Annotated in this window: 12 protein-coding genes; 6 read left to right on the forward strand and 6 right to left on the reverse strand. The window is 57.5% G+C overall.

Translation table 11 applies throughout. From position 1 onward, the window contains the following. Window positions 1–12: 12 nt before the first annotated feature. From THTE_RS15510 to THTE_RS15520, 3 genes are all read right to left on the reverse strand, one after another. A complete protein-coding gene (locus THTE_RS15510) occupies window positions 13–1377 on the reverse strand; it encodes a DUF1501 domain-containing protein (RefSeq protein WP_095416289.1) in 1365 nt (454 codons plus the stop codon). A 52-nt stretch (window positions 1378–1429) separates the two neighbouring features. Then, window positions 1430–3163, reverse strand: a complete 1734-nt coding sequence (locus THTE_RS15515) for a DUF1553 domain-containing protein (RefSeq protein ID WP_095416290.1) — start codon at window positions 3161–3163, stop codon at window positions 1430–1432. A 418-nt stretch (window positions 3164–3581) separates the two neighbouring features. Continuing rightward, window positions 3582–5570 (reverse strand): SHD1 domain-containing protein, encoded by a 1989-nt coding sequence (locus tag THTE_RS15520; RefSeq protein ID WP_157732157.1) that lies wholly within the window; start codon window positions 5568–5570, stop codon window positions 3582–3584. 878 nt (window positions 5571–6448) lie between these two features. Here THTE_RS15520 and tmk point away from each other — a divergent pair. Together tmk and THTE_RS15535 are read left to right on the forward strand one after the other, a co-directional pair. Beyond that, complete coding sequence (gene tmk, locus THTE_RS15530; RefSeq protein WP_095416293.1) at window positions 6449–7072, forward strand: dTMP kinase; 624 nt, start codon at window positions 6449–6451, stop codon at window positions 7070–7072. A 77-nt stretch (window positions 7073–7149) separates the two neighbouring features. After that, on the forward strand, window positions 7150–8217 hold the full coding sequence (locus tag THTE_RS15535; RefSeq protein ID WP_095416294.1) for a DNA polymerase III subunit: 1068 nt from the start codon (window positions 7150–7152) through the stop codon (window positions 8215–8217). Window positions 8218–8233: 16 nt separating this feature from the next. Here the strand turns inward: THTE_RS15535 and THTE_RS15540 are convergent, their stop codons facing one another. Both THTE_RS15540 and THTE_RS15550 read right to left on the reverse strand, forming a co-directional pair. Next, complete coding sequence (locus THTE_RS15540; protein ID WP_095416295.1) at window positions 8234–8731, reverse strand: hypothetical protein; 498 nt, start codon at window positions 8729–8731, stop codon at window positions 8234–8236. A gap of 412 nt (window positions 8732–9143) precedes the next feature. Continuing rightward, the gene (locus THTE_RS15550; protein ID WP_095416297.1) at window positions 9144–10991 is read right to left on the reverse strand and encodes a hypothetical protein; all 1848 of its coding nucleotides are present in this window, start codon (window positions 10989–10991) and stop codon (window positions 9144–9146) included. Between the two features lie 400 nt (window positions 10992–11391). On the opposite strand from THTE_RS15550, the gene THTE_RS15555 reads away from it, so the two are divergent. Then, complete coding sequence (locus THTE_RS15555; protein ID WP_157732158.1) at window positions 11392–12981, forward strand: CAP domain-containing protein; 1590 nt, start codon at window positions 11392–11394, stop codon at window positions 12979–12981. A gap of 35 nt (window positions 12982–13016) precedes the next feature. Here THTE_RS15555 and THTE_RS15560 read toward each other — a convergent pair whose 3' ends face one another. Further along, on the reverse strand, window positions 13017–14156 hold the full coding sequence (locus THTE_RS15560; RefSeq protein WP_157732159.1) for a hypothetical protein: 1140 nt from the start codon (window positions 14154–14156) through the stop codon (window positions 13017–13019). A 1135-nt stretch (window positions 14157–15291) separates the two neighbouring features. Between THTE_RS15560 and THTE_RS15575 the strand changes: the two genes are divergently transcribed. The 3 genes from THTE_RS15575 to THTE_RS15585 all read left to right on the forward strand — a co-directional run bounded on the left by THTE_RS15575 (window position 15292) and on the right by THTE_RS15585 (window position 20018). Next, entirely contained in the window at window positions 15292–16998 is a 1707-nt protein-coding gene (locus tag THTE_RS15575; RefSeq protein ID WP_095416302.1) for a sigma-70 family RNA polymerase sigma factor, read from the forward strand. A gap of 521 nt (window positions 16999–17519) precedes the next feature. After that, the gene (locus tag THTE_RS15580) at window positions 17520–18731 is read left to right on the forward strand and encodes a trans-sulfuration enzyme family protein (protein ID WP_095416303.1); all 1212 of its coding nucleotides are present in this window, start codon (window positions 17520–17522) and stop codon (window positions 18729–18731) included. 138 nt (window positions 18732–18869) lie between these two features. After that, window positions 18870–20018: a trans-sulfuration enzyme family protein gene (locus THTE_RS15585; RefSeq protein WP_095416304.1), complete on the forward strand. Its 1149-nt coding sequence runs from the start codon at window positions 18870–18872 to the stop codon at window positions 20016–20018. Window positions 20019–20214: the final 196 nt, after the last annotated feature.

The following is a 20214-nucleotide window of genomic DNA, read 5'->3' on the forward strand; positions in this document are numbered from 1 at the left end:
ATTTTTTCCCGGTCAGGCGATCAATTCCGTCAGCAGGCCCGCGGACTTCACGCGGTCATTGGGTTCTGGAAGCACGGGGGCATCCAGGCCTTCCGGGTGCGGGAGTTTGGCCGTGTAGTCAATACCACCGAGGGCGTAAATCGTACCCAGGAGGTCCACTGGGTAAACCGGCCGTTCCTTGACAGCAGCGCCCACTTCGTCCGAGGCGCCCACCACCCGGCCACCCTTGAAGCCGCCACCGGCCACAAGGACGGTGAACACATTACCATAGTGGTGTCGTCCGCCATTCCACGGTGGCTCCCAGGAAACCTTCGGCGTTCGCCCAAATTCGCCCGTGCACCAAACAAGTGTGGTCTCCAAGAGGCCGCGATCGTGGAGGTCCTGCAGGAGCATGGCCAGCCCTTCGTCAAGCTGCGGGCATTGCCGCCGCATGGTGGCGAAATGGTTGCTGTGTGTATCCCACCCGCCAGGATAGTTGATGACAATGTAGGGAACTCCGGCTTCCACCAGCCGTCGCGCGACAAGGCAGCACTGGCCAAACGTATGCCGGCCGTAGGCATCGCGGAGTTTCGGGTCTTCCTTGCTGAGGTCAAATACCTCTCGACCGGGCCCGAGGATCAGCTCATACGCTGTTCGCTTGCTCTCTTCCGCGAGGGCAATTTCGGGATGGTCCACGACCAAGCGGCCGAACGTGTTCAGCTTGTCCAGCAGCTCGCGTCGGGCCTTCTGACGGTCGTCGGTGATTCCCCGTGCCACGACACCCTCCACCTCGAACCGTGTCGCGTTCGGATCACCACCGGTCGCAAACGACTTGTAGTTGGGGCCCAAAAAACCCTCTTCCGAGAACCGCCCCGGGGAGCGGGTAAGAACGACGTAAGGGGGGATGATCCCCTTGTAGTCTTTGCCCTTAAAGTACGCGAACACGGCGCCGATGCTCGGATAGGCCAGGCGTTCTCCGGGCAGATGACCGGTCTGCATGATGTAGGCGGCCGTCTCATGCCCGTTGTTACCATGGGTCATACTGCGAATGAGCGAGAACTTATCGGCCTGCTTGGCCAGTTTGGGGAACAGGCCACTGAGCTGAATTCCCGGTACATTGGTCTCGATGACGTCCGTGAATTCGCCCAGATAATCCCGTCCTGTGCCGGGTTTCGGGTCCCATGTGTCGTTATGGGACATTCCACCCCAGAGGAAAATCTGGATGATGGACTTCGCCTTGGGCTCGATCTTGGGTGCGGTCGGTGATGCGGCCTCCAGAGCACCGATGGATTTTGCCAGGGTGCTGCCCAGAAGCATTCCACCTGCACCGTACACCCCATGTCGGAGGACCTCCCGGCGAGACACACGCGTTTCTGTGAGACGTTCATCCTTCACCATGGTCGGGCCTCCCTCTCATGCATCACACTTTTTGTACAGGTGATTTCCATGCTCAATGCCGATACAAAAACTCCGGTGAATTGATAAGGGCCCATGCCACGTCAACCATCGCCTCTGTACGGGCCCGCGATTTTTCAATGTACTCCCTGCAGGCTTGCAGTTCCTCAGGAGACGGACTGCGGGAGAGGATGGTGAGATAAAGTTCCTCCACAATCTCGGGTATCGGACGACCTGAGCGGAAAAGCGCTGTGAGCTTCGGCCCGCTTACCAGTTTACTGTAAATCGCGCTGGAATTGAGCATGTGCAGCCATTGGGAGGGCGTGGGCTTGTTGGATCGCTCATTGAATGCGCCTGTGGCGCGGGCCGATCGTCCGAAGAGGGTGAGGAAGGGACTGATGATGCTCCCATCTGCCAGCGACACTGCAGAGACATCGCGCGGCATGTAAGTGAACGGCTCGGGGATGGCACTCGTATACAAATCGCTTGTTCCGGTGATGTCGTTGATGGCGTCGATCAGCACTTCGGCTTCCAGCCGCCGCGGGAGATAGCTCGCGAAATTGGCCATGGCTTCCGGGGACGAATTACGGGGAATGGAGGAGAACTGGTACGTCTGGGATGTGAGAATGATCCGATAGAGATGCCGCAGATTGTAACCGCTCTGGATCATTTCCTTTTCCAGGTAGGCGAGGAGTTCCGGATTGCTCGGCGGGTTGTCGTCGCGGATGTCGTCCGGTTCGTGGATGATGCCCCGCCCCATAATCCACGCCCAGACGCGATTGACGATGCATTTGGTAAACCACGGATTTTCCGGCCTGATGAGCCAATCGGCGAGAACTTCCCGGGGATCCTTGTCAGGAGGAATTGTCACTTTTGTGCCATCGGGAAAGACACCCACCAGGGGTTCAGACGAAATGGGAGGGGGAACGGGCGATATGACCTCATCCGCTGGTTTGGGACGTACTGTGCCGGGTGTGTCACGTCCCGGGACGAAGTTGCTGGGCACCAGTCGCAACCCCCACGGATCCCAGAACACCACTTCCTCTTTCCATTCGCTCGTGGGTTTGTAAGCGATCTGGGAGAAAAACACCGCCAAGCCGTCCAGACGCTCTTTGGGCCAGTGATCCGTTCGCACACCCATGAATGTGAGAGCCACCACCGAGGCGATTCCCGTGGGGCTCCTGTCCTGCACAGCGCGATAGAAGTTGACCGCGCCCACGCGGAAGTTACTTCCACTCGCCGTCAGCATTTCCCGGACGAACTGGTCATATGGCTTATTGGCTGCCAGCGACGCCCAGACAAATCGATGGAAGGCTCTCGCCCCGTTGGGCCACAAGTTGACGGGAATTTCCGCCTTAATCCGCAGGGTGTCAGCCCATTTCATGGCCCAGTAATCCACGAACTCACGGCGCTCCATGAGACGATCCACGAGTCGCGTTCGCTTGTCCGGGGACTGGTCGGCGAGAAACTCCCGGACCTCGGCGGAAGTGGGCAATTTCCCAAGCATGTCCAGATAGACGCGACGTACGAATACGGCGTCCGAACACAGGACTGGCTTGATCCCAAGCTGCTCCAGCTTGGCGAAAACAATGCGATCCAACTCTCCTGCGGGTTGGGGTGGCGTGGGACTCTCAAAGATGTTCGTTGCTTCTTCCCCCCGCACGAATCCCTGGCAGACAAGGAGCGCACATAATAAAACACCGAGTACGGTAAAGTTCCTCATGAGCGGGCACCTTTCCGCGAGAGAGTGCAATCGCTGCACAATCGCCGACAGAAAACGAAGTTGCATGGATGATCTCGGTTTGGCGGGAGTGTTACGAAACTTGCGAAGCTACGCCCACCAGTGGTTAGCCGCAGGCCAATCCGCTCGCTGCGCGCTGGCAGTCGCTTTCAAGTTCTAATCGGGGACAATTGTGGTCTGGGGGAGAATCGCCGGGGATGCTCTGAAGCTCTATCAAACCATTGATCCGTTGAGTAGGTTAACCGCGGTTTGTCAATATGTCAACTATCGCACCAACAAAATTATTACTGTCTATTCTGATAGACATTAATGTGCAAATAAATTGTCACTGCCAACTCGCAGTCACCGAATGAATCGCGTCTCAAGTTCTGGCTGGCCGAGTGCCTGCCTGCAAAACACGATTGTGCTGACCGCATGCCATGGGCATGAAGCATTGCCCGCTCCGCGACTCTGCAAGCCGGAAAGATCAGTTAGTTATTGGAAGAGGGCCGCGGCCCAGAGCGACGGTACCTCTCACAGGAACGTCCGGCAGGTATTGCGGCAGTGCCACCAACTTGAACCACTCATAATTGGGTTTGGACGTTAATTCCTTGAGTTTCTGTCCCACGTTCTCGCCCGGTCGTAAAAACAGAATGAAGGGAACGCCCCCCGCGGATGTTTCCCAAAGCACCTGCGTGCCGACCACAATTTTTAGCGATAATATGTATTCCTTCACCTTGTAGTCGCCGGAGTGGATGTATGACACCGTGCGTTCTTTGGGACCGGTGACTGCCGCAACAATCGCGACCCGGGCGTCAGGCTCGATGTTGCAATCCATGCTCCGCAGCCGCTCGGTGAGAATTTCTCGAACCTTTTCTCGACCGTCTTCAGGAACAGCCGAAACGTCAATTTTTACAGGGATGCCTCTTCGGAAGGCGAAGGTTTCCGGGTTATGGAGAGCCCGATCGATCGCCTGAAACGCCGCGGCATGAGGCACGTGCGTCAGCACGAGAGCCCTCACCCCAGTCTCGCTCCCTGCTCGGGGGTCCACCGCTGCACAAACGAGATCGCCCACTGTCGCCGTGGGCCCAAGATCGTCATATTCCCAGACTAGAAGTTGCGACCTCCAGTGAAACAGATAGCGATTTCCGATCAAAACAAAATCGTCGTGAGGAAAGACGAGGGTGTCCTTTTGAACGGCGAGGCCGGTGGGCAGTGAAAAGCTCGCTTCGAGCTTGCCCGTCGCTACATCCCAAACGTGGATAGACGATCGATTTGCCAGAGACGCCAGTTGCCGCCCCGAAGGACTAAACGCGAGCACAGGGAAATTTAGCTGTTGCGGAGCCTGTTGCACCGCGATCACTTGCCGTCTTTTCAAATCCAGGATGCCGACTTCGTTCCGGGTGGCAAACGCCAGCCATTGACGATGCGGACTGAGCGCGGGAACATGTCCGAATCCCGTGGGGAGACTTGCCTCAGGCTGCATCGTTTCCAGGTTCCAGATGGCGATGAGTCCATCGCCGCTGCACGTGACCAGCGTCCGCTCATCGGGGAAATCAGCCCATTTCACATCCCGTCCAACACCCTTTTTCGTGTCATACGGAACCCATGTCGCGAGCGTGGTGAGCGAAACCGGAGAGTCGAGTTTTCCCTCCTCGCTTCCCGAAGCGGGAATGAGGCTGTGAATAAACAACGTGTCCTGGTTTCCAAAGCCGAACTCGTCCCGGCGGAACAGAAAATAGCGGCGGGAAGAAGTGCCCTCGCAGTAAATTGCCAGCGGGGTCTGCGCGGGTCCAGAACGTGAGGCTACCGCCGTCCGCCCCGACGTGAGATCGCAAATGACAATCCGTTCCGATGTTCTGGGCATCCCTGGCCGACGATTCGTCAATTTGACAACCGCCCATTTCGCCTGGGGATGAACGACCATCGCGCTGATTTCATCGAAGAAGTCCGTTTTGGGTGGCAGTGCGATGGTTTTGGGCTGGGGGCTGGGCAGCGCGACTTCCGGGACCATGACTTGCCAGCCCACTCCCGGATTAACCGAAATCGGTTTGACGGCTGTCCAGTTGACGGCCACCGGCCCACCATGGGCGAGAAAATATGGTTGGAAAGATTCTTTGCCGGATGGTGCCTTTGGCAGTGGCGACTTCGGTTCGGGTGGGGCTGGTGGCTCTTCTGACGGCCGGGCGACTTCCGGTTGCTTTGCCGAATCCTCCCGTAATGGCTTAAATGGGTTCTCGGCCATCAGGCTATCCAAATAGGAGCGGTCCTGGGGACTCAGTTTTTCGATCTCCACGGCCACTTTCGTGCCATCCTTCTGCTCCAGGATAGCGAGATTGCCGTCCACCGTGATGAGTCGTGCCTGGATAGTGAAACGGCCGGTCACGTCGGACCAGCGGCGGAATTCCTCGCCGCTTGCCCAGGCCATGCTTACAAGGAAAAGCGTCACCGCCGGAATGAACTTGCGAAGAGTCATGAGCCACCTCCCTTTTTCGGACTGAAGAAAAGCACCCGGAGTCTTGTCATCGCGAGTGACAATGACTCCTCCAAAAACGGCGCATGCATTGTACCCGATAAAGCCGCCCCCCTCAAATGATAGGTTCAACGGACGCCGTGGCAGGCGTCCCGCCAATGGACACGGATTCCGCGCCGTCGGGATCATTAGAGGGGATCGAGGGTTGGTTGCATTGCAGGACCCGGTCCCAACCGGGCCATGGCACTTCGGACGGAGGTGCTTGTCAGGTGTGCATTCGGAGGGACCCGCTTGTCGGGTCCGATAAACGCCCATCGATAATCCAATCTTTTTTCGCGGGCACGACGAGCGTGCCCCTCCGACCTTTCGGAATCCGCATTCGGAGGGACCTGCTTGTCAGGTCCGCCAAACTTGTCCCGGAACTACGACAGGTGTTCAATAGTAGGGGCAATTCATGAATTGCCCCTACAACGCCGGAGGGACCTGCCCGTCACGCTTACCTGTCAAGGTTGGACGATCGATTGTCTTTTCGTGGGCACGACAAGCGTGCCCCTCCGACCTTTCGGAATCCGCATTCGGAGGGACCTGCTTGTCAGGTCCGCATATCAACGTTCGATTATCCACTCGCCTTCAATGGGCACGACAAGCGTGCCCCTCCGCAGTTCAACGAACGCCGTGGCAGGCGTCCCGCCAATGCCCACGCGCCCCACGCCGGTGCTTTCGGGGATTCGGTCGTGCCCAGTGTTTCCAGAACCTCCAGTCCCTGGTAGGCTTGAAAGTTCAGGCCATCATTTCCGCGTGCGGCTTGCTGATCAGTCGGGCGAGCCATTCCTGCATTTGCTGTGGCCAAGGACCGGTACATTGAGTTGGTGTCTTCTAAGATGTTCATTGCAATTGAAGGTGGAGACGGAACCGGAAAAACGACGCAGGTCGAGTTGCTCTGCCGATGGTTGGAGGAGCAGGGCCACGTCGTGACGCGCTGTCGCGATCCCGGGGGCACCGTACTGGGAGAATCCATCCGTTCGATTCTCCTTCATCGCGATGACATCCCCATGTGCCTCGAAGCGGAGACACTCCTTTACATGGCTGCCCGGGCGCAACTTGTTCGCGAGACCATTCGACCGGCTTTGGCGGCCGGAAAAATTGTGGTTTCCGACCGGTACCTGCTTTCCAATATCGCTTACCAGGGGTACGGTGGTGGCCTTCCCGTGGAAGAAGTTCGGAAGATCGGTCTCTTTGCCACCGGCGGATTGTTACCGGACCTGACGGTTGTGCTCGATATGCCTGTCGAGGAAGCATTAGCCAGGATCGATCGCACGCTCGATCGTCTGGAATCGCGCGGACGGGAGTTTCTGGAGAGAGTCCGCGACGGGTTTCTGCAGGAGGCCGTGCGTGCTGCGGACCGAATAGCCGTAGTCCGGGCGGACCGACCTGTGGAAGAAGTTCATGCAGCCATTCGGCGGATTGTCGAGTCGATGCTGGTTTCCCGGAGATCCGCGACGTAGTTCGATGGAGCACGGCGAGGGCAGAGCTTTCTCATCCCAAGGCAAAGGTGTGGTTTGGGGATACACAGGGCAAGGCCATGAGTTGGCAGGGAATTGAAGGACACGACGCGATTGCGGAGCGGTTTCGGCGGGCGTTTGTCCGCGGTCGGATTGGCGGAACCTATCTCTTTGTGGGCCCGCCGGGGATCGGGAAACGGACCTTTGCCCATAAACTGGCCCAGGTGCTGCTTTGCGAAAAGCCATCCAAAGAGGCCTTTGCTCCGTGCAATGCATGCTCAGCCTGCGTGCAGGTGATTTCGGGCACGCATCCCGATCTTCTGCTCATCAGCAAGCCGCCAGATAGATCTTTCATTCCGCTGGAAATGCTCATCGGTGACCGGTCCGAGCGGGGGACAGAGCGCGCTGGCTTGGTGGGGCATCTCGCTTTGACGCCATTTTCCGGTCGTTACCGGGTTGCCATCATCGACGACGCAGACTACTTAAATCTCGAAGGGGCTAACGCCCTCCTCAAGACGCTGGAAGAACCGCCCGCAACGGCGGTGCTCATTCTTATCAGCAACTCTCCGGCAAAGCAACTCCCTACAATCCGGTCCCGCAGCCAAATGATACGCTTCCGGCCCCTTCCCGAAGAAATCGCCGCCCGATTGTTGATCGAACAGGGCATCGTGGACAATCCTGATTGGGCGCGGGAACTCATTCGACTTGCCGACGGAAGTCTTGCCCGGGCTGCTGAGCTTGCCTCGCAGGAGCTGTGGGAGCTTGCCGCAAAATGGAGAAAGGCCCTGTCCACACGGCGCTTTGATGTGACCGCCTGGAGCGATGAAGTGCGGGGTTATCTGGAGTCCGCCGGGAAAGAGGCGGCCGTGCGACGCCGGGCGCTCCAGCAGTTGATTGGGCTGACTCTGGAGTTTTTCCGTCAGGCCCTGCGCGCGGTGGTATCCCACAGTGTGAAAACCGCGGCAACCTCTGTCGGCGAAGAGGTGATCGCCCTCCTCCAAAGTACCCCACCTCTCACCGAGGACGTGCTCCATGAATGTCTCGAATCCTGTCTGGCGGCCTACCAGGACGTCGAGCGGAACATTAATCAGGCCTTGCTTATTGACGACTGGCTGCTTCAGCTTTGGCAGCTTTTGAATGCAGCCTGATGGATTGCAGCCACGTTTATAGTCCGAAACCCACATAGCCGCCCTTGGAGGCCGTTTCGGCCTCCAGCTTTTGGAGACGCTCCACGGTCTTGGCCAGATCACCTGCCGCGATGTAGCGATCGAACTCGGCCATCACGGCGTGCCTCACCGTCTCCGAGAACCATCGAATGATCGGCTCAGTCGCCCAGTCGCATGTATCCCCTCGCAGTTCCACGTCCAGGTCGCAGGCAACGGTTTTCCTGTCTTCCGGGTCGGTGATGGCGCAGCCTTCGAAACTGAATTCAAGCAGCCCCCGGTTGGGGTCATTGGTAAGGTGAAAGCGGCAGTGGGCATTGAACAGGTAATACGTATTGTGGCGTCCGTGCTTACGGATGGCTTTTTGGACCCGTTCCCATAAAGCGAGAAACTTCGGCGATGCGTCCAGAGGTGGATCGTTTCTCGTGACGGTCCGCAGGGGAACGCAATCGAAACTGATTTCCACCCAGGTCTTACCTTGAGCAGCCGCGTCGCTCATCAGCAGACTCCCGTTTCTTGATTTCCCGTTGGCTGTGCTGTTTCCACCAAAAAGCGACGATGTTTCAGTACACCCTCGTCCCGGCGGCAGGCGAACCCTGAGGCATCCGGGCCAGTGACTCGCTGCGCAAACTGCGACCGCCCGGATTCACCACACCGGTCACACGGCCGGATGAGGCCTTCCATTTATCATACAGCCAAAAGAAAGATACACCTGGCGAAAAAGACAGAAAATAGCGCCTGGCGGACGCGGTGTGGCGCATTTCACTCCCAAATCATCGCGGGGGGCAGTCATCGATTGACGAATCGATCGGCTTTTCCAGTCGGGAGCACCAACCAGCAAGCCACGCCGTCGCAGGGTTGCGATTGACCTCGTGGGAGGCGCTCTGGCGGCCGCAGTTTTCGAACACGGTTCACCGGACGCGGTCGAGCACCGCTTTCAGCCATCCCCCGGTGCTTTCCAAATGCGTGACGACGAGCGGCCCGGCCTTGGCCCATTGGCCCTCCAATTTGATCGGTTCGATCGTGATTGTTTCCCGGAAGATTTTTTCGAATCGTCGTTCCAGCAAACTGCGAATGGTCTGTTGCCGGACCGACAGGCGATCCCGCTCCGGGTCAAAATTCGGTGGCAAAACACTCAGCGGTCCTTCACGGACAAGGCGAATCTCGGGGCCTTTGTCTTCGGTGCTGGATTCAATGCGATACGTGGCGCGGACGTCCATGCCGGGGTAGGATCGGTCGCCGCGCCAGTAAGTCTCGCCGCGGAATTCCACCACCAGTCGTCCGTCAGAGAACGTCACCGCGATCGGACGGCGAGCGGCAAAGCGTACGGTCCAGGGTTCTTCTCCTTCGTCTCGCTTGAGTTCCTCGGGGACTCGTCCCAGCAGATCCTGGGCAAGCTGCTGAAGGCGTTCTTCCTTGAGAATCATTCCGCCCAGAAAACCTTCCAGCAGATTGTTAAACCACGTGTGGTGAACCTGGAGTCGTATGGCTCCCTCTTCCGTCATCTCAGGGGGCGTCCCGGCAGCCCCCAAGCCGCCATGCCCGAGCTGAAGAACCGTCATACTCAACTCGTCGTCGGACGTGCTCAAATGCCATTGCGGGAAAAGGCCACGGTCGAGAAGGGGTTGCCGAACACGGTTCTGGTAGCGCTCGGCCGCTTTTTCCAACTGAGGGTTGGCCTCCTTGTCGACACGGCGTTCCACACGGCGTTCTGCTTTCCGAGCGGCTTCCCATTCGGCAGCACTTTTCTGCTTGAATGTCCGCCGCCAGGCAATGCGTTCCACACACGCGCTGTTGCATGTTACGTCCACGTCCTGGATGTCACTGTGGGTTGTGGCGGAGCAGGTTGCAGGTTCGAAGGACACACCGTCCGGCGTAAACGACACCAGCTTGCGAGCGGTGAAAGGGGTCTCCGATCGTGAATAAATGCGTGCCGGTCCGTTGAATCCGACGGTGTCCGAATGAATGGTTCCCTGAACCACGATCGACAGCAGGGCCCGATCGACAGAAGGCACGAGCTCCAACGAGCGCTGTCCGACAATGTGCCCTTTGCCACGGACGTCGGTTCCCAGAATAATCTCGCGAACGTCTTCTGTGACATCGACCGGTTCGGCGAATGCGGAAGCGAGAAAATCCTCTCTCACTCGGACAAAGACATTCGGTTGGGTGAAAGCTTCCCGAACAGCCGCACGCAGCCGCGGAGCCTGCCCAGCCAATTCCAACCAGTCCAGCATGTCCTGAACGGTGGATGCCAGGCGTGGATCTTGTGACTGTTGATACTCGGCAAGCGCTTTCTGAAGGTTGTCCAACACGGTTCGGTAGCGGATTTCGATACTCGCATCGCCAAAAGCTCGAGACAGGGCCACGTAGCGCTGGAGTGCCCGGCGAACGTCCGCAAAACAGGTCAATTGCAATCCCTCATGACCGGCAGACAGTCGCGAATATACTTCTTCGAGTACTCTCAGATCGGGGGAATCTTTTCCAAGCTCCGATTTGAGAGCAGTCCACTGGAGGTATTTTTTCCAGCCTTCCACCTCGGGGCCGGCCCTTTCAAAGCGAGCCTCCAGGCGTGAGACGGCTGCCAGCAAATCCTGTCGGGCTGTTTTGACATCTTCTTCCGTGATCGGCCGAAATTGCTTGGCCGCTTCCGCACAAAGAGCGGTCCAATCGGGAACCTGGGCTATCGAGGAGCCAGTCCGTCCTAACACGGCCCCCAGAATCAGCAATACCACAGTCCAGGCAATTTTTTTTCGTCTCACCGTCAGAAACTCCTCGTGGAATAGTGTGGGTTATCTACCGGATCACCAACAAGCCGCCCAGTCACGTGCCCTAGCCAGTGTGATCTCCAGGGAAATGAAGAGCGGCTATCAAAACATGTCTCAAAATGCGCGACGCGGCCCATCAACCGAAGGCCGACGAGGCTCACACGTTACTCTCCCAGTGCCCCCAGGTTCGCTCTTGTTTTATCTTCGCTGACCGAAAAAGTCAACTTGTGTTGGCTATTCTTCGCTTTCCGGTGATTGGTTGCAATTTGATGATTTTGTGTGTTTAATCTAGTGTTTCATGTTTAACAACTGGAGTTGATGCGCAGAGTGGGACGAATAGGTCACCAGGGACGGTTGTAGGACGCTTTTGGTAACCAGCAGCGGAGTCCCTGTTATGCCAACCGCGTTGTGTGTGCGCAGCCGAAGAATGCTTTTCGCCCCCATGAACGTCTTCGCCCCTGTGGCTTTCGTTTTGGGGCTGGGTGTCCTGATGTTAGCCCAAACCGGGGTCAGGAGGGAACAACCCGGTCCGTCTCCGGAAAATTCCGCCTCCTCGCATCGATCGTCTCCTTCCGGGCAGGACCACAACCTTCCTCCTAATTCGTTGCAAAAGAGTGACGGCTCCGCGCAAGAGGCACAACATGCAATAAATACATCGGAAGAGACAGTCCATACTCGCTACGCTCTGGCATACCCCCTAGCAAGGGATCACCGCAAGTTGCTGCTTGTTTTCTTCGCGGAGCGAAGTTCCTCGGAAACGGCTGTTAAGACGCTCTCGGAATTGCGGGCGCCATTCCGTACGGCATGCGAAGCGGTGATCGTGCAGCCGGACGAAAAGATTCGCACCGCCAGCGGCGAAATACTCCTCCGCAACGATCCAGCCTTCGCTGAGCTTGGCAATCATCCGGGGTTGGCGATTATCAGCTTCCTGAAAAGTCCTAAGGAAAACGAAGATTTTGGGAAAGTGGTGGCCACCTTTGCATGCGATGAGCAGGACGGTTTTAGTCCTGCGCGGCGGCAAGCCATTGTGGAGGCTCTCGCCTCTTTAATCGGTTCTGGCCCAGCGTCCACGCCGAAGCCCATGCAGGGGACTGCCGATGCCCCAGCGGGAAGCGGTCCACAATCGGCCTCTCAATCACCTCGTCCTGGGAACTCCGACGTAGCCCTGGCGACCCATTTGGCTCCCATCCAGGAAGCTGACATGTGGCTTTCCAGCTACGCGCAGGGGGTGGCTCAGGCTCGCCGCGAAAAAAAGATGCTCCTTGTTTATCTGTATCCGGAGAAAAACGTTTCGTTGCGCGAGAAGTTCGAGGGCACGGCACTTCGCGATTCCCGTGTGCTCCAGGAGCTCGTGCATTATGTGCGCGTTCGCTTGCCGGAATCAGTTACCGTGGATCGCGACGGGAAGACGGTTCGCCTGCTCGATGCCCCATCGCTGTCCGAAATGGAAGGCCAGCCAGGGCTGTTCATCGTGGACTATGCTTCCGAAGGGGAAAAATATTACGGCGAAGTGGTCAGCGTGTTTCCGTTCCTCGACGGACGACCCTATACTGCCGACGAGATGCTGGCCATTTTGACGCTCCCACCGGGCACACTCACGCAGCGGACGATGGTCTATGCGGTGCGGGTCCACCCGGAGCGCCCGCGCAGCATTTTAGGACGCCCTGACCCCTACCTCTTTTCCGAAGCAGAACAACATTCCCAGTATCAGGCGAGAATCCGCCTCCAGGGGCACCATTTTTGGGAGTCACGTTTTGCCCGCATTATCAGGGCCATGCGTGGACAAAACACAGCTAGCGAGGTGTGCGCGGAGAGTTGGCCCGGCCAGGGATTGCTCCGAGCGGCCCTGGAATGTGTCCGGTGTTGGCGGTTGTCTCCAGGTCACTGGCGCGCGGTTTCCTCCCGTGCAGACGCCTACGGATATGACATTAAACGGGGAAGTAACGGTGTCTGGTATGCCACCGGAATTTTTGTCAATCGGTGACCAGAAAGGCTGATATTCCTTGCAGAGAGCAGCAACTATCTGGACATGGCCGAGGAACTCCCGGTGGCGGTTGCCGCTGTGGGTTCCAGGAAATGGAAACCCTCCATGAACTTGCGGTCGGCTTCCTCGAAAAGCGGCCATGACAGGTCGTCCACGGTAAACACCGCGGCATAATAGCCGCCCCGAGGCGACCCCAGGAGGTAGTATATCCAGTGAATTTTGAGGTCATCTGTGCGACCCAGAGCATGAATTCGCAGCAGGCGATGTCCGGTTGGACTTTCCATCTCATCTGCGCCCAGAAATTGCCCGAAACTGTTGCCCAGCGTCTGACGCACGTTGTTCTGAAAGGCTGCTAAAGTCAATTGGGCAGTGCCCTGAAAATCGCTGCGTGCTAGATTACATTGCCCCAATAGCCCGCGTTGATCGACCAAACGAAACACCACCATGTCGGGAGCGTCTGTGACGACGTACCATCTTCGATCGTGGACAATTTGAAACCCGCCGCTACTGGACCGGAAGACAAGGCGTGTTTGCTCCTCGGGGGGTGGAAAAGTCAGCGTCGGTATTTTGCCTGGCGTTAAAAGCTGTGGCTCCGGGCGCCGCTGGCGCGTCAACTGAAGCCGGACCGTTCCCTGAAACGGGCTGTCCACATAGCCCGCCGTACGATTGTCACGAAGCGCGAGGGCCAGCGCGGTCACGCGGCGATCCATCAGCGACCATTGAAACCGCATGGCCACCTGCATTTGACTTGTAGCCCCCATAACCCGGCCCTGCACTTTTCCAGAGACCTCGGCTTCGGCAAACCCCTGTGTGATCTGGGTGATGCGCCCCTGAAGTGTGTTCTCGGTGATGGATTCGAGCCCCAGCAGGCCGGGGAGTGCCTCGTCGGGAATCTCCCATGAAAAACCCATGCTAACCAGCTGTGCCGGGAGTAACTGATCCAGGAGGATACTGTTGGCGATTACGTCCAGAAGGTCCAGCTCATCGCGCGTCAACGGGTTCTCCGGCGAAAAGATCGTGAACTGCCCCTCCGCCATGAAGAATGCGAGCCGCGTAACTTCCGGCCGGAGCTGAACCTGGAATGACTTATCCCCGACCTGGAATTGTGCCGCAGCGGTTCGGTATGCGCGGAGCCCCTGGATGGGGGTTGTCCGTCCATTCCCTGATTGCAGCACCTGCTCTTCATATGCGAGGTGCCCGTCCATCTTTATGGCAGTGGAACGTCCTCCGCTCTGGCCGGGGAATTGGCCCTCGGCGGATATGCGGAGCTCAATCCAATCGACTTTGTCTGACGCTACCGGCGACACCACAGTAGGCGCGGCTGGGGCTGGTTGTGCCTGTACCCTAGATGGGGGAGTCACCATGGGTGGCGGAGCGACCGTTGGTCGGGTTGCGGGACTTCCGGGCGAAGTTGGGGGTCGAATCTCTTGCGGGAGCGCCGGTGTACGCTGGCCCGAGCTTTTCGTGCTCGGAAGGTCTTGAATTCTGGGCGGAAGGGGAGGGGTTCGGACGGCAGAGGGGCGTTGCGCACTTGGGGACTGACCTTCGTTCTGGCCTAAAACGGGTGAAACAAACAGTCCTCCACAGGCAACAAAGGTACTGGCCAGCAACCAGACGCGAAGGCCCGATCGGAGTGGGCTTCCGGTGAGTTTTGTAAAGATGGACATTCCGGCCATCCTTGGAGTTAACGGCAGACTCTTTCGCCCTGTGAAGTTGGGCATATCGGTTCGCGGGTAATTGGCAGGGCAAAACTGTAACCGGTCGCACGTCACGGCGTCAATATCAAGGACAAGAAGTTTCTGTGTGGCGTTACTCGGCCGGGTAGGGCCTGCCGTGAAGGATTCTCTGCACAGTTTTGGCGCAAGTTGTTCGATTTGTTCGATTTTGCAAAGGAACCGGTCCACATACTGCTTCCGCATGATGGGCCATTATTCAGCAATTTGCGGGCTGGCGTTTTTTGCGTTTTCGGTCACTGATTGGAACGATTCTTGCACCAAATGGGGCTTTCGGCGTGCCTGCCGACAAACTTGGCAGAACCGACAGAAAGGGACTAATCGATACCACCTGAAAGAATGGTCCGACCTGAATTACCGACAAGATTTTTGTCGATTTTGAAATTTTGCGAAGACTCAGTTGCAAAAAATTGCAGGTATGGTACACTGGCCTCTTGAGGCGGAGGCCAATAAGTGCTGGCAAATTTAACAAATAGTTCTCGAACCTTTCTGTCGGGCAATGCGTCGATTAACTGGCAGCGGACGGCTAGCAGGTTCTCAACGACCGGCTGGTCTTCGCGCAACAAGGGGTGTTGCCATGAGCGAGGTCGCAAAAGTCAGTACCGATTATCGTATCCCGGCCATGAAGGAGCTTTGCCTCCAGGTGGTCCGGTTTACACCCCGAGCCAAAAAGATTGAGCAGATGGCACGGGCGGAAGCCCTTTTGAGCGAAATCAAGCCCGACAAGTTTTATCCTTATAGCACCATTTGTTACAAAATCACCCGTTTTCGGCCAGACAAAAATATCGGCGAGTTTCTCGGCGAAGATCTGCGTCACGACCTGATTCTGTTCATCGAGGATGTCGCCGAATCCGTGCCGCTTAAGCCCGAAGAAGTGAATGAGAAATACTACACCCTCCAGGAGTTGGCGGAGAAATTCAATGTCTCCACGAAGACGATTACCAGGTGGCGGCGAGCGGGCCTCGTCAGTCGCCGGTTCCTGGTGGACGGGCGGGTTCGACTGGGCTTTCTGGAAAGCACCGTCGATCGCTTTGCCAAAGAGGAGGAAAAGCGAATCAAACGGGCGTCCCAGTTCAGCCAACTTAGTCCTCAGGAACGCGATGCCATCATCGAGCGGGCAAGGCGACTGGCCCAGGCCGGTGCTTGTCGTCCGGAAGTGACACGGCGGTTAGCCCTTCGCACAGGAAGAAGCATGGAAACCATTCGATACATATTGCAACAATTCGATCAGGCCAATCCCGAAATGGCGATCTTCCCGGAAACGCGGGGGCCGCTCAGCGAAGAAACCAAGGAGCGGATCTACCGCGATTACCGGGCGGGGGAGTCTCTGGATGTGATCGCCAAGCGGTACTGTCTCACCCGCGCCCGCGTTACGCGGATCATCGACGAAATGCGGGCCAAGCGGATTATGGAGTTGCCGCTGGATTACATTCCCAACGAAATGTTCGAGAAGGTGACTCCCGAGCAGGAGAAGGAGATTCTCGGACCTCCTCCGCCTGCGGAGCGCCCGCAGCGCGCGGCAAAGCTACCGCAGGGATTGCCGCCCTATCTTGCCAGTCTGTACGAGGTCCCGCTCCTCACGCAGGAGCAGGAAGTTCATCTCTTCCGGAAGATGAACTACCTCAAGTACAAAGCGTCCAAGCTCCGCGAACAATTGCGCCAAGAGATGGACGCCAGAAAGCGTCCCAACCGGGCCCTCATGGACGAGATCGAACGACTCTATGAGGAGTCGGTTAAGACCAAGAACGAGATCATATCGGCAAACCTCCGCCTGGTGGTGTCGATTGCCAAGCGACACGTGGGACCGGCTGAAAACTTCTTCGAGCTGGTCAGCGATGGCAATATGTCGCTCATTCGGGCGGTGGAGAAATTCGACTACTCCCGCGGCAATAAATTCAGCACCTACGCGAGCTGGGCAATCATGAAGAATTTCGCCCGAACCATCCCGGACGAACACCGTTATCGGGAGCGGTTCCGGACCAGCCAGAACGAACTCTTCACTCTGACCCAGGACGAGCGGTCGGACCAGGTGGAGCAGGAGGCCAACCAACTCCAGCGGGAAATTCAAATCCAGAATATTCTCCAGCGGTTGGACGAGCGCGAGCGGCAGATCATCATCCGACGGTTCGGCCTCGATCGGCAACAGGAACCGCTGACCCTCAAGGAGGTGGGGGCTGAGTTGGGCGTAACGAAGGAACGTGTTCGGCAGCTTGAAGCCCGGGCGATTAGCAAGCTCCGCAAGCTGGCAGAGGAAGAGAAGATCGATCTCTCCGATCTCGAATAATGCCACGCGGATAATCCCCCAAGGAGAGATCCTCGGGGGGCTCTTTCGTCACCGGATGGGGACGTCTTTTGCCGTTGCTCCGGACCGAGACCAGGCAGGACGGGCAAGCCACGGCCGCGTTTTCTAACTTTGGATGAACCCTGCCGTTTTATTCGGCCCTTTTCCGTAGGGGCAATTCATGAATTGTCGCTGCACCGCGTGGAGGCTCGCCCAGATCCTCACAAAATGAGGGTGGGCGAGACTTCTGCGGAACTTGCCGATAGCACTCGGTGGGAGTAAAATGGCATCTCATGGGATTTGCGGCCGCTTGCAGCCATATCTGCTAAAGTGCCATCGTCGTCCCTGGGTCGGCCGGTGGGCGGCGATTAAAACTGAAAACAGCTTGCCGCGACGGCCCGGTTGTGCGTCGCGGTTTTTATTTAGGCACGAAAGTAGAGAGCAGCGAGCTGGTTCGGAGGAAGACCTGACTACGTCTTCCGTCATTCATTCCAAAGTTCCTCATTGAAAGAAACGGTGTCACTATGTCGAACAAGCCGACTGCTCAGCCTGAGACCAATCGCCCTCAAGGTTTCTCCACCCTCTGTGTGCACGGTGGTGAAGATCGCATCAAACCCTGCTATTCCATTACTGATCCAATTTTCTGTACGGCCACGTATACCTTTGAGAATACCCAGGCCGTCATCGAGTACGTTACCAAGAAGCTACCACGGGAAGAATACGGCCGATATGGCAATCCTACAGAGAAAGTGCTGGAAAGGAAGCTCGCCGCTCTCGAGGGTGGTGAAAGCTGTGTGACCTTCGCCACGGGGATGGCTGCCGTCGCGTGTTATTTGATGGCCAAAGTCCGCCCCGGCGATGAAATCGTGATGTTCGATGAGTGCTATCATCGCACGCGGGAATTCTGTACCAAGGTGCTTGGCCAGTTCGGCGTGGTCACGCACCAGATTCCCGCCTGTGATTATGAAAAGATGGAGGCCGCCATCAACAAGCGGACCAGGCTCCTTATCAGTGAATCACCGACCAATCCGCATTTGAGTGTCGTGGATCTCGAGCGCTTCGCAGCGCTGGGCAAAAAATACGGGGTGGAAACCCTCATCGATGCGACACTCGCCACACCCTACAACGTGCGACCGCTGGAATATGGGGTCGATTGCGTCCTGCATTCTTGTACGAAGTATTTAGGGGGGCACAACGACTTACTCGCAGGTGCCATTATCGGCCGGGAAGAGTTGCTTGAACCCGTCCGCAAGTTGCGGGGTGTGATGGGCATGGGAAATTCGCCACACGCCATCTATCTGTTGCTTCGCGGGCTGAAGACCTTCGAACTTCGCATGGAACGGCATAATCAGAACGGCCTGGCCCTGGCCCGATTTCTCGAAAAGCATCCGCGGGTGGAAAAAGTTTATTATCCCGGTCTGGAAAGCCATCGCGATTACGAGGTGGCCCGCCGCACCATGCGAGGATTCGGCGGACTGGTCACGTTTTTGGTGAAAGATGCCGATGCCCAAACCACCGCCCGCGTGGTGGATGCGGTGCGGATTCCTCGCATCGGTCCAAGCCTCGGGGGCGTGGAGTCGCTCATCGAGCAGCCCATGTACATGAGTTATCACGACTTCACTCCTGAACAGCGATTGGCGGTCGGTATTCCGGACAACATGATCCGGGTGTCCTGCGGGATTGAAAATACCGAGGACCTGATCGCCGATTTTGCTCAGGCGCTGGAAAAGATCTGATGCCGTGGCGACGATCCCGGGCCAGTCGAACAACTGGGTCCGTTTCGTTCTTGGTTGACGACGAAAGCACCGGCTCTGAATCCCCAGTACGGGGTTGTCCTACTGCTGGTGAAAGCGTCACACACGGGGGCCGTTTCGATGAAGTTTCGCACCAGGGCCATCCATCTCGGGTTTGATCCTGATCCTCAAACCGGAGCGGTCGTTCCACCCATCCATCTGGCAACGACGTTTGCTCAGCCGGCAGCGGGAGAGTGGCGCGAATTCGATTACTCCCGCAGCGGAAACCCCACTCGGAAGGCCTTCGAAAACGCGATAGCGGCCCTCGAGTCCGGCGTGGGTGGGCTGGCGTTTGCTTCTGGAATGGCCGCCATTCACTGCGTCACTCAGCTTCTGCAGGCGGGTGATCACATCGTCACGGGCCAGGATATTTATGGTGGGACGTTCCGGCTTTTTCACAAGATCATCAACCGGGCTGGGATCTCGGTGACGATGGTTCCCACGAACGACCTGGACGCGGTGGAAAAGGCCTTTCAGCCGAACACCAGACTGCTGTGGTTGGAAAGCCCCGGCAACCCACTTCTGACGATCACCGATATTGTCGCCTGTGCAGAGATCGCCCATCGGCACGGAGTATTGGTGGGGGTGGATAGCACGTTTGCAACGCCGGCCTTAACTCGTCCCCTCGAACTGGGTGCGGACATCGTCATGCACTCAGCGACGAAGTACCTGGGCGGACACAGTGACGTGCTGGGGGGTGTCCTCGTGGTGCGGGATCCGGAGCTTTACCAACGGCTTTACTTCATCCAGAATGCCACAGGCGCGGTGATGGGGCCCTGGGAGTCATATCTCTGTCACCGCGGGTTGCGAACTCTGGAACTGAGAATCCGCGAACAGTGCCGGTCGGCCATGGCTATCGCTCAGTTTCTGGCAGGGCATCCGGCCGTCAGGCGAGTGTACTACCCGGGCCTGCCGGATCACCCGGGCCACGAAATTGCAGCTCGACAGATGTCGGGCTACTTCGGCGCGATGGTGAGTTTTGAGGTACACGGGGATATCGGGACGGCGAGGAAAGTTGTCAATTCTACCCGTCTTTTCCATCTTGCCGTCAGCTTGGGAGCAGTCGAGTCGCTTATCGAACAGCCTGCGTTGATGTCTCATGCGAGTTACGATCCCGAGGCTCGTCGGGCCCACGGTATCAGCGACACGCTCATTCGCCTTTCCATTGGGTTGGAAGATCCCGAGGACCTGATCGCCGATCTTCAGCAGGCGTTAGCCCAGGTGGCATGACCGCGGAAGCTCCAAGCCTCACGCGGCAACCTAACTTTTCAGTCAGGCATGGTTCCTCGCTGGCAAAATTTGTCGGTTGCGCAAGCTTTTCCGAAAGATTCGACTCTTCCGAATCCGATAACTTTATCGACGGACGGGCGCTGAGTTTGCCCTTTCCGCCCTTCGCGTTATCACTGCTGCCGAGAACAGGAGTTGC

Source organism: Thermogutta terrifontis (assembly GCF_002277955.1).
Classification (GTDB): domain Bacteria; phylum Planctomycetota; class Planctomycetia; order Pirellulales; family Thermoguttaceae; genus Thermogutta; species Thermogutta terrifontis.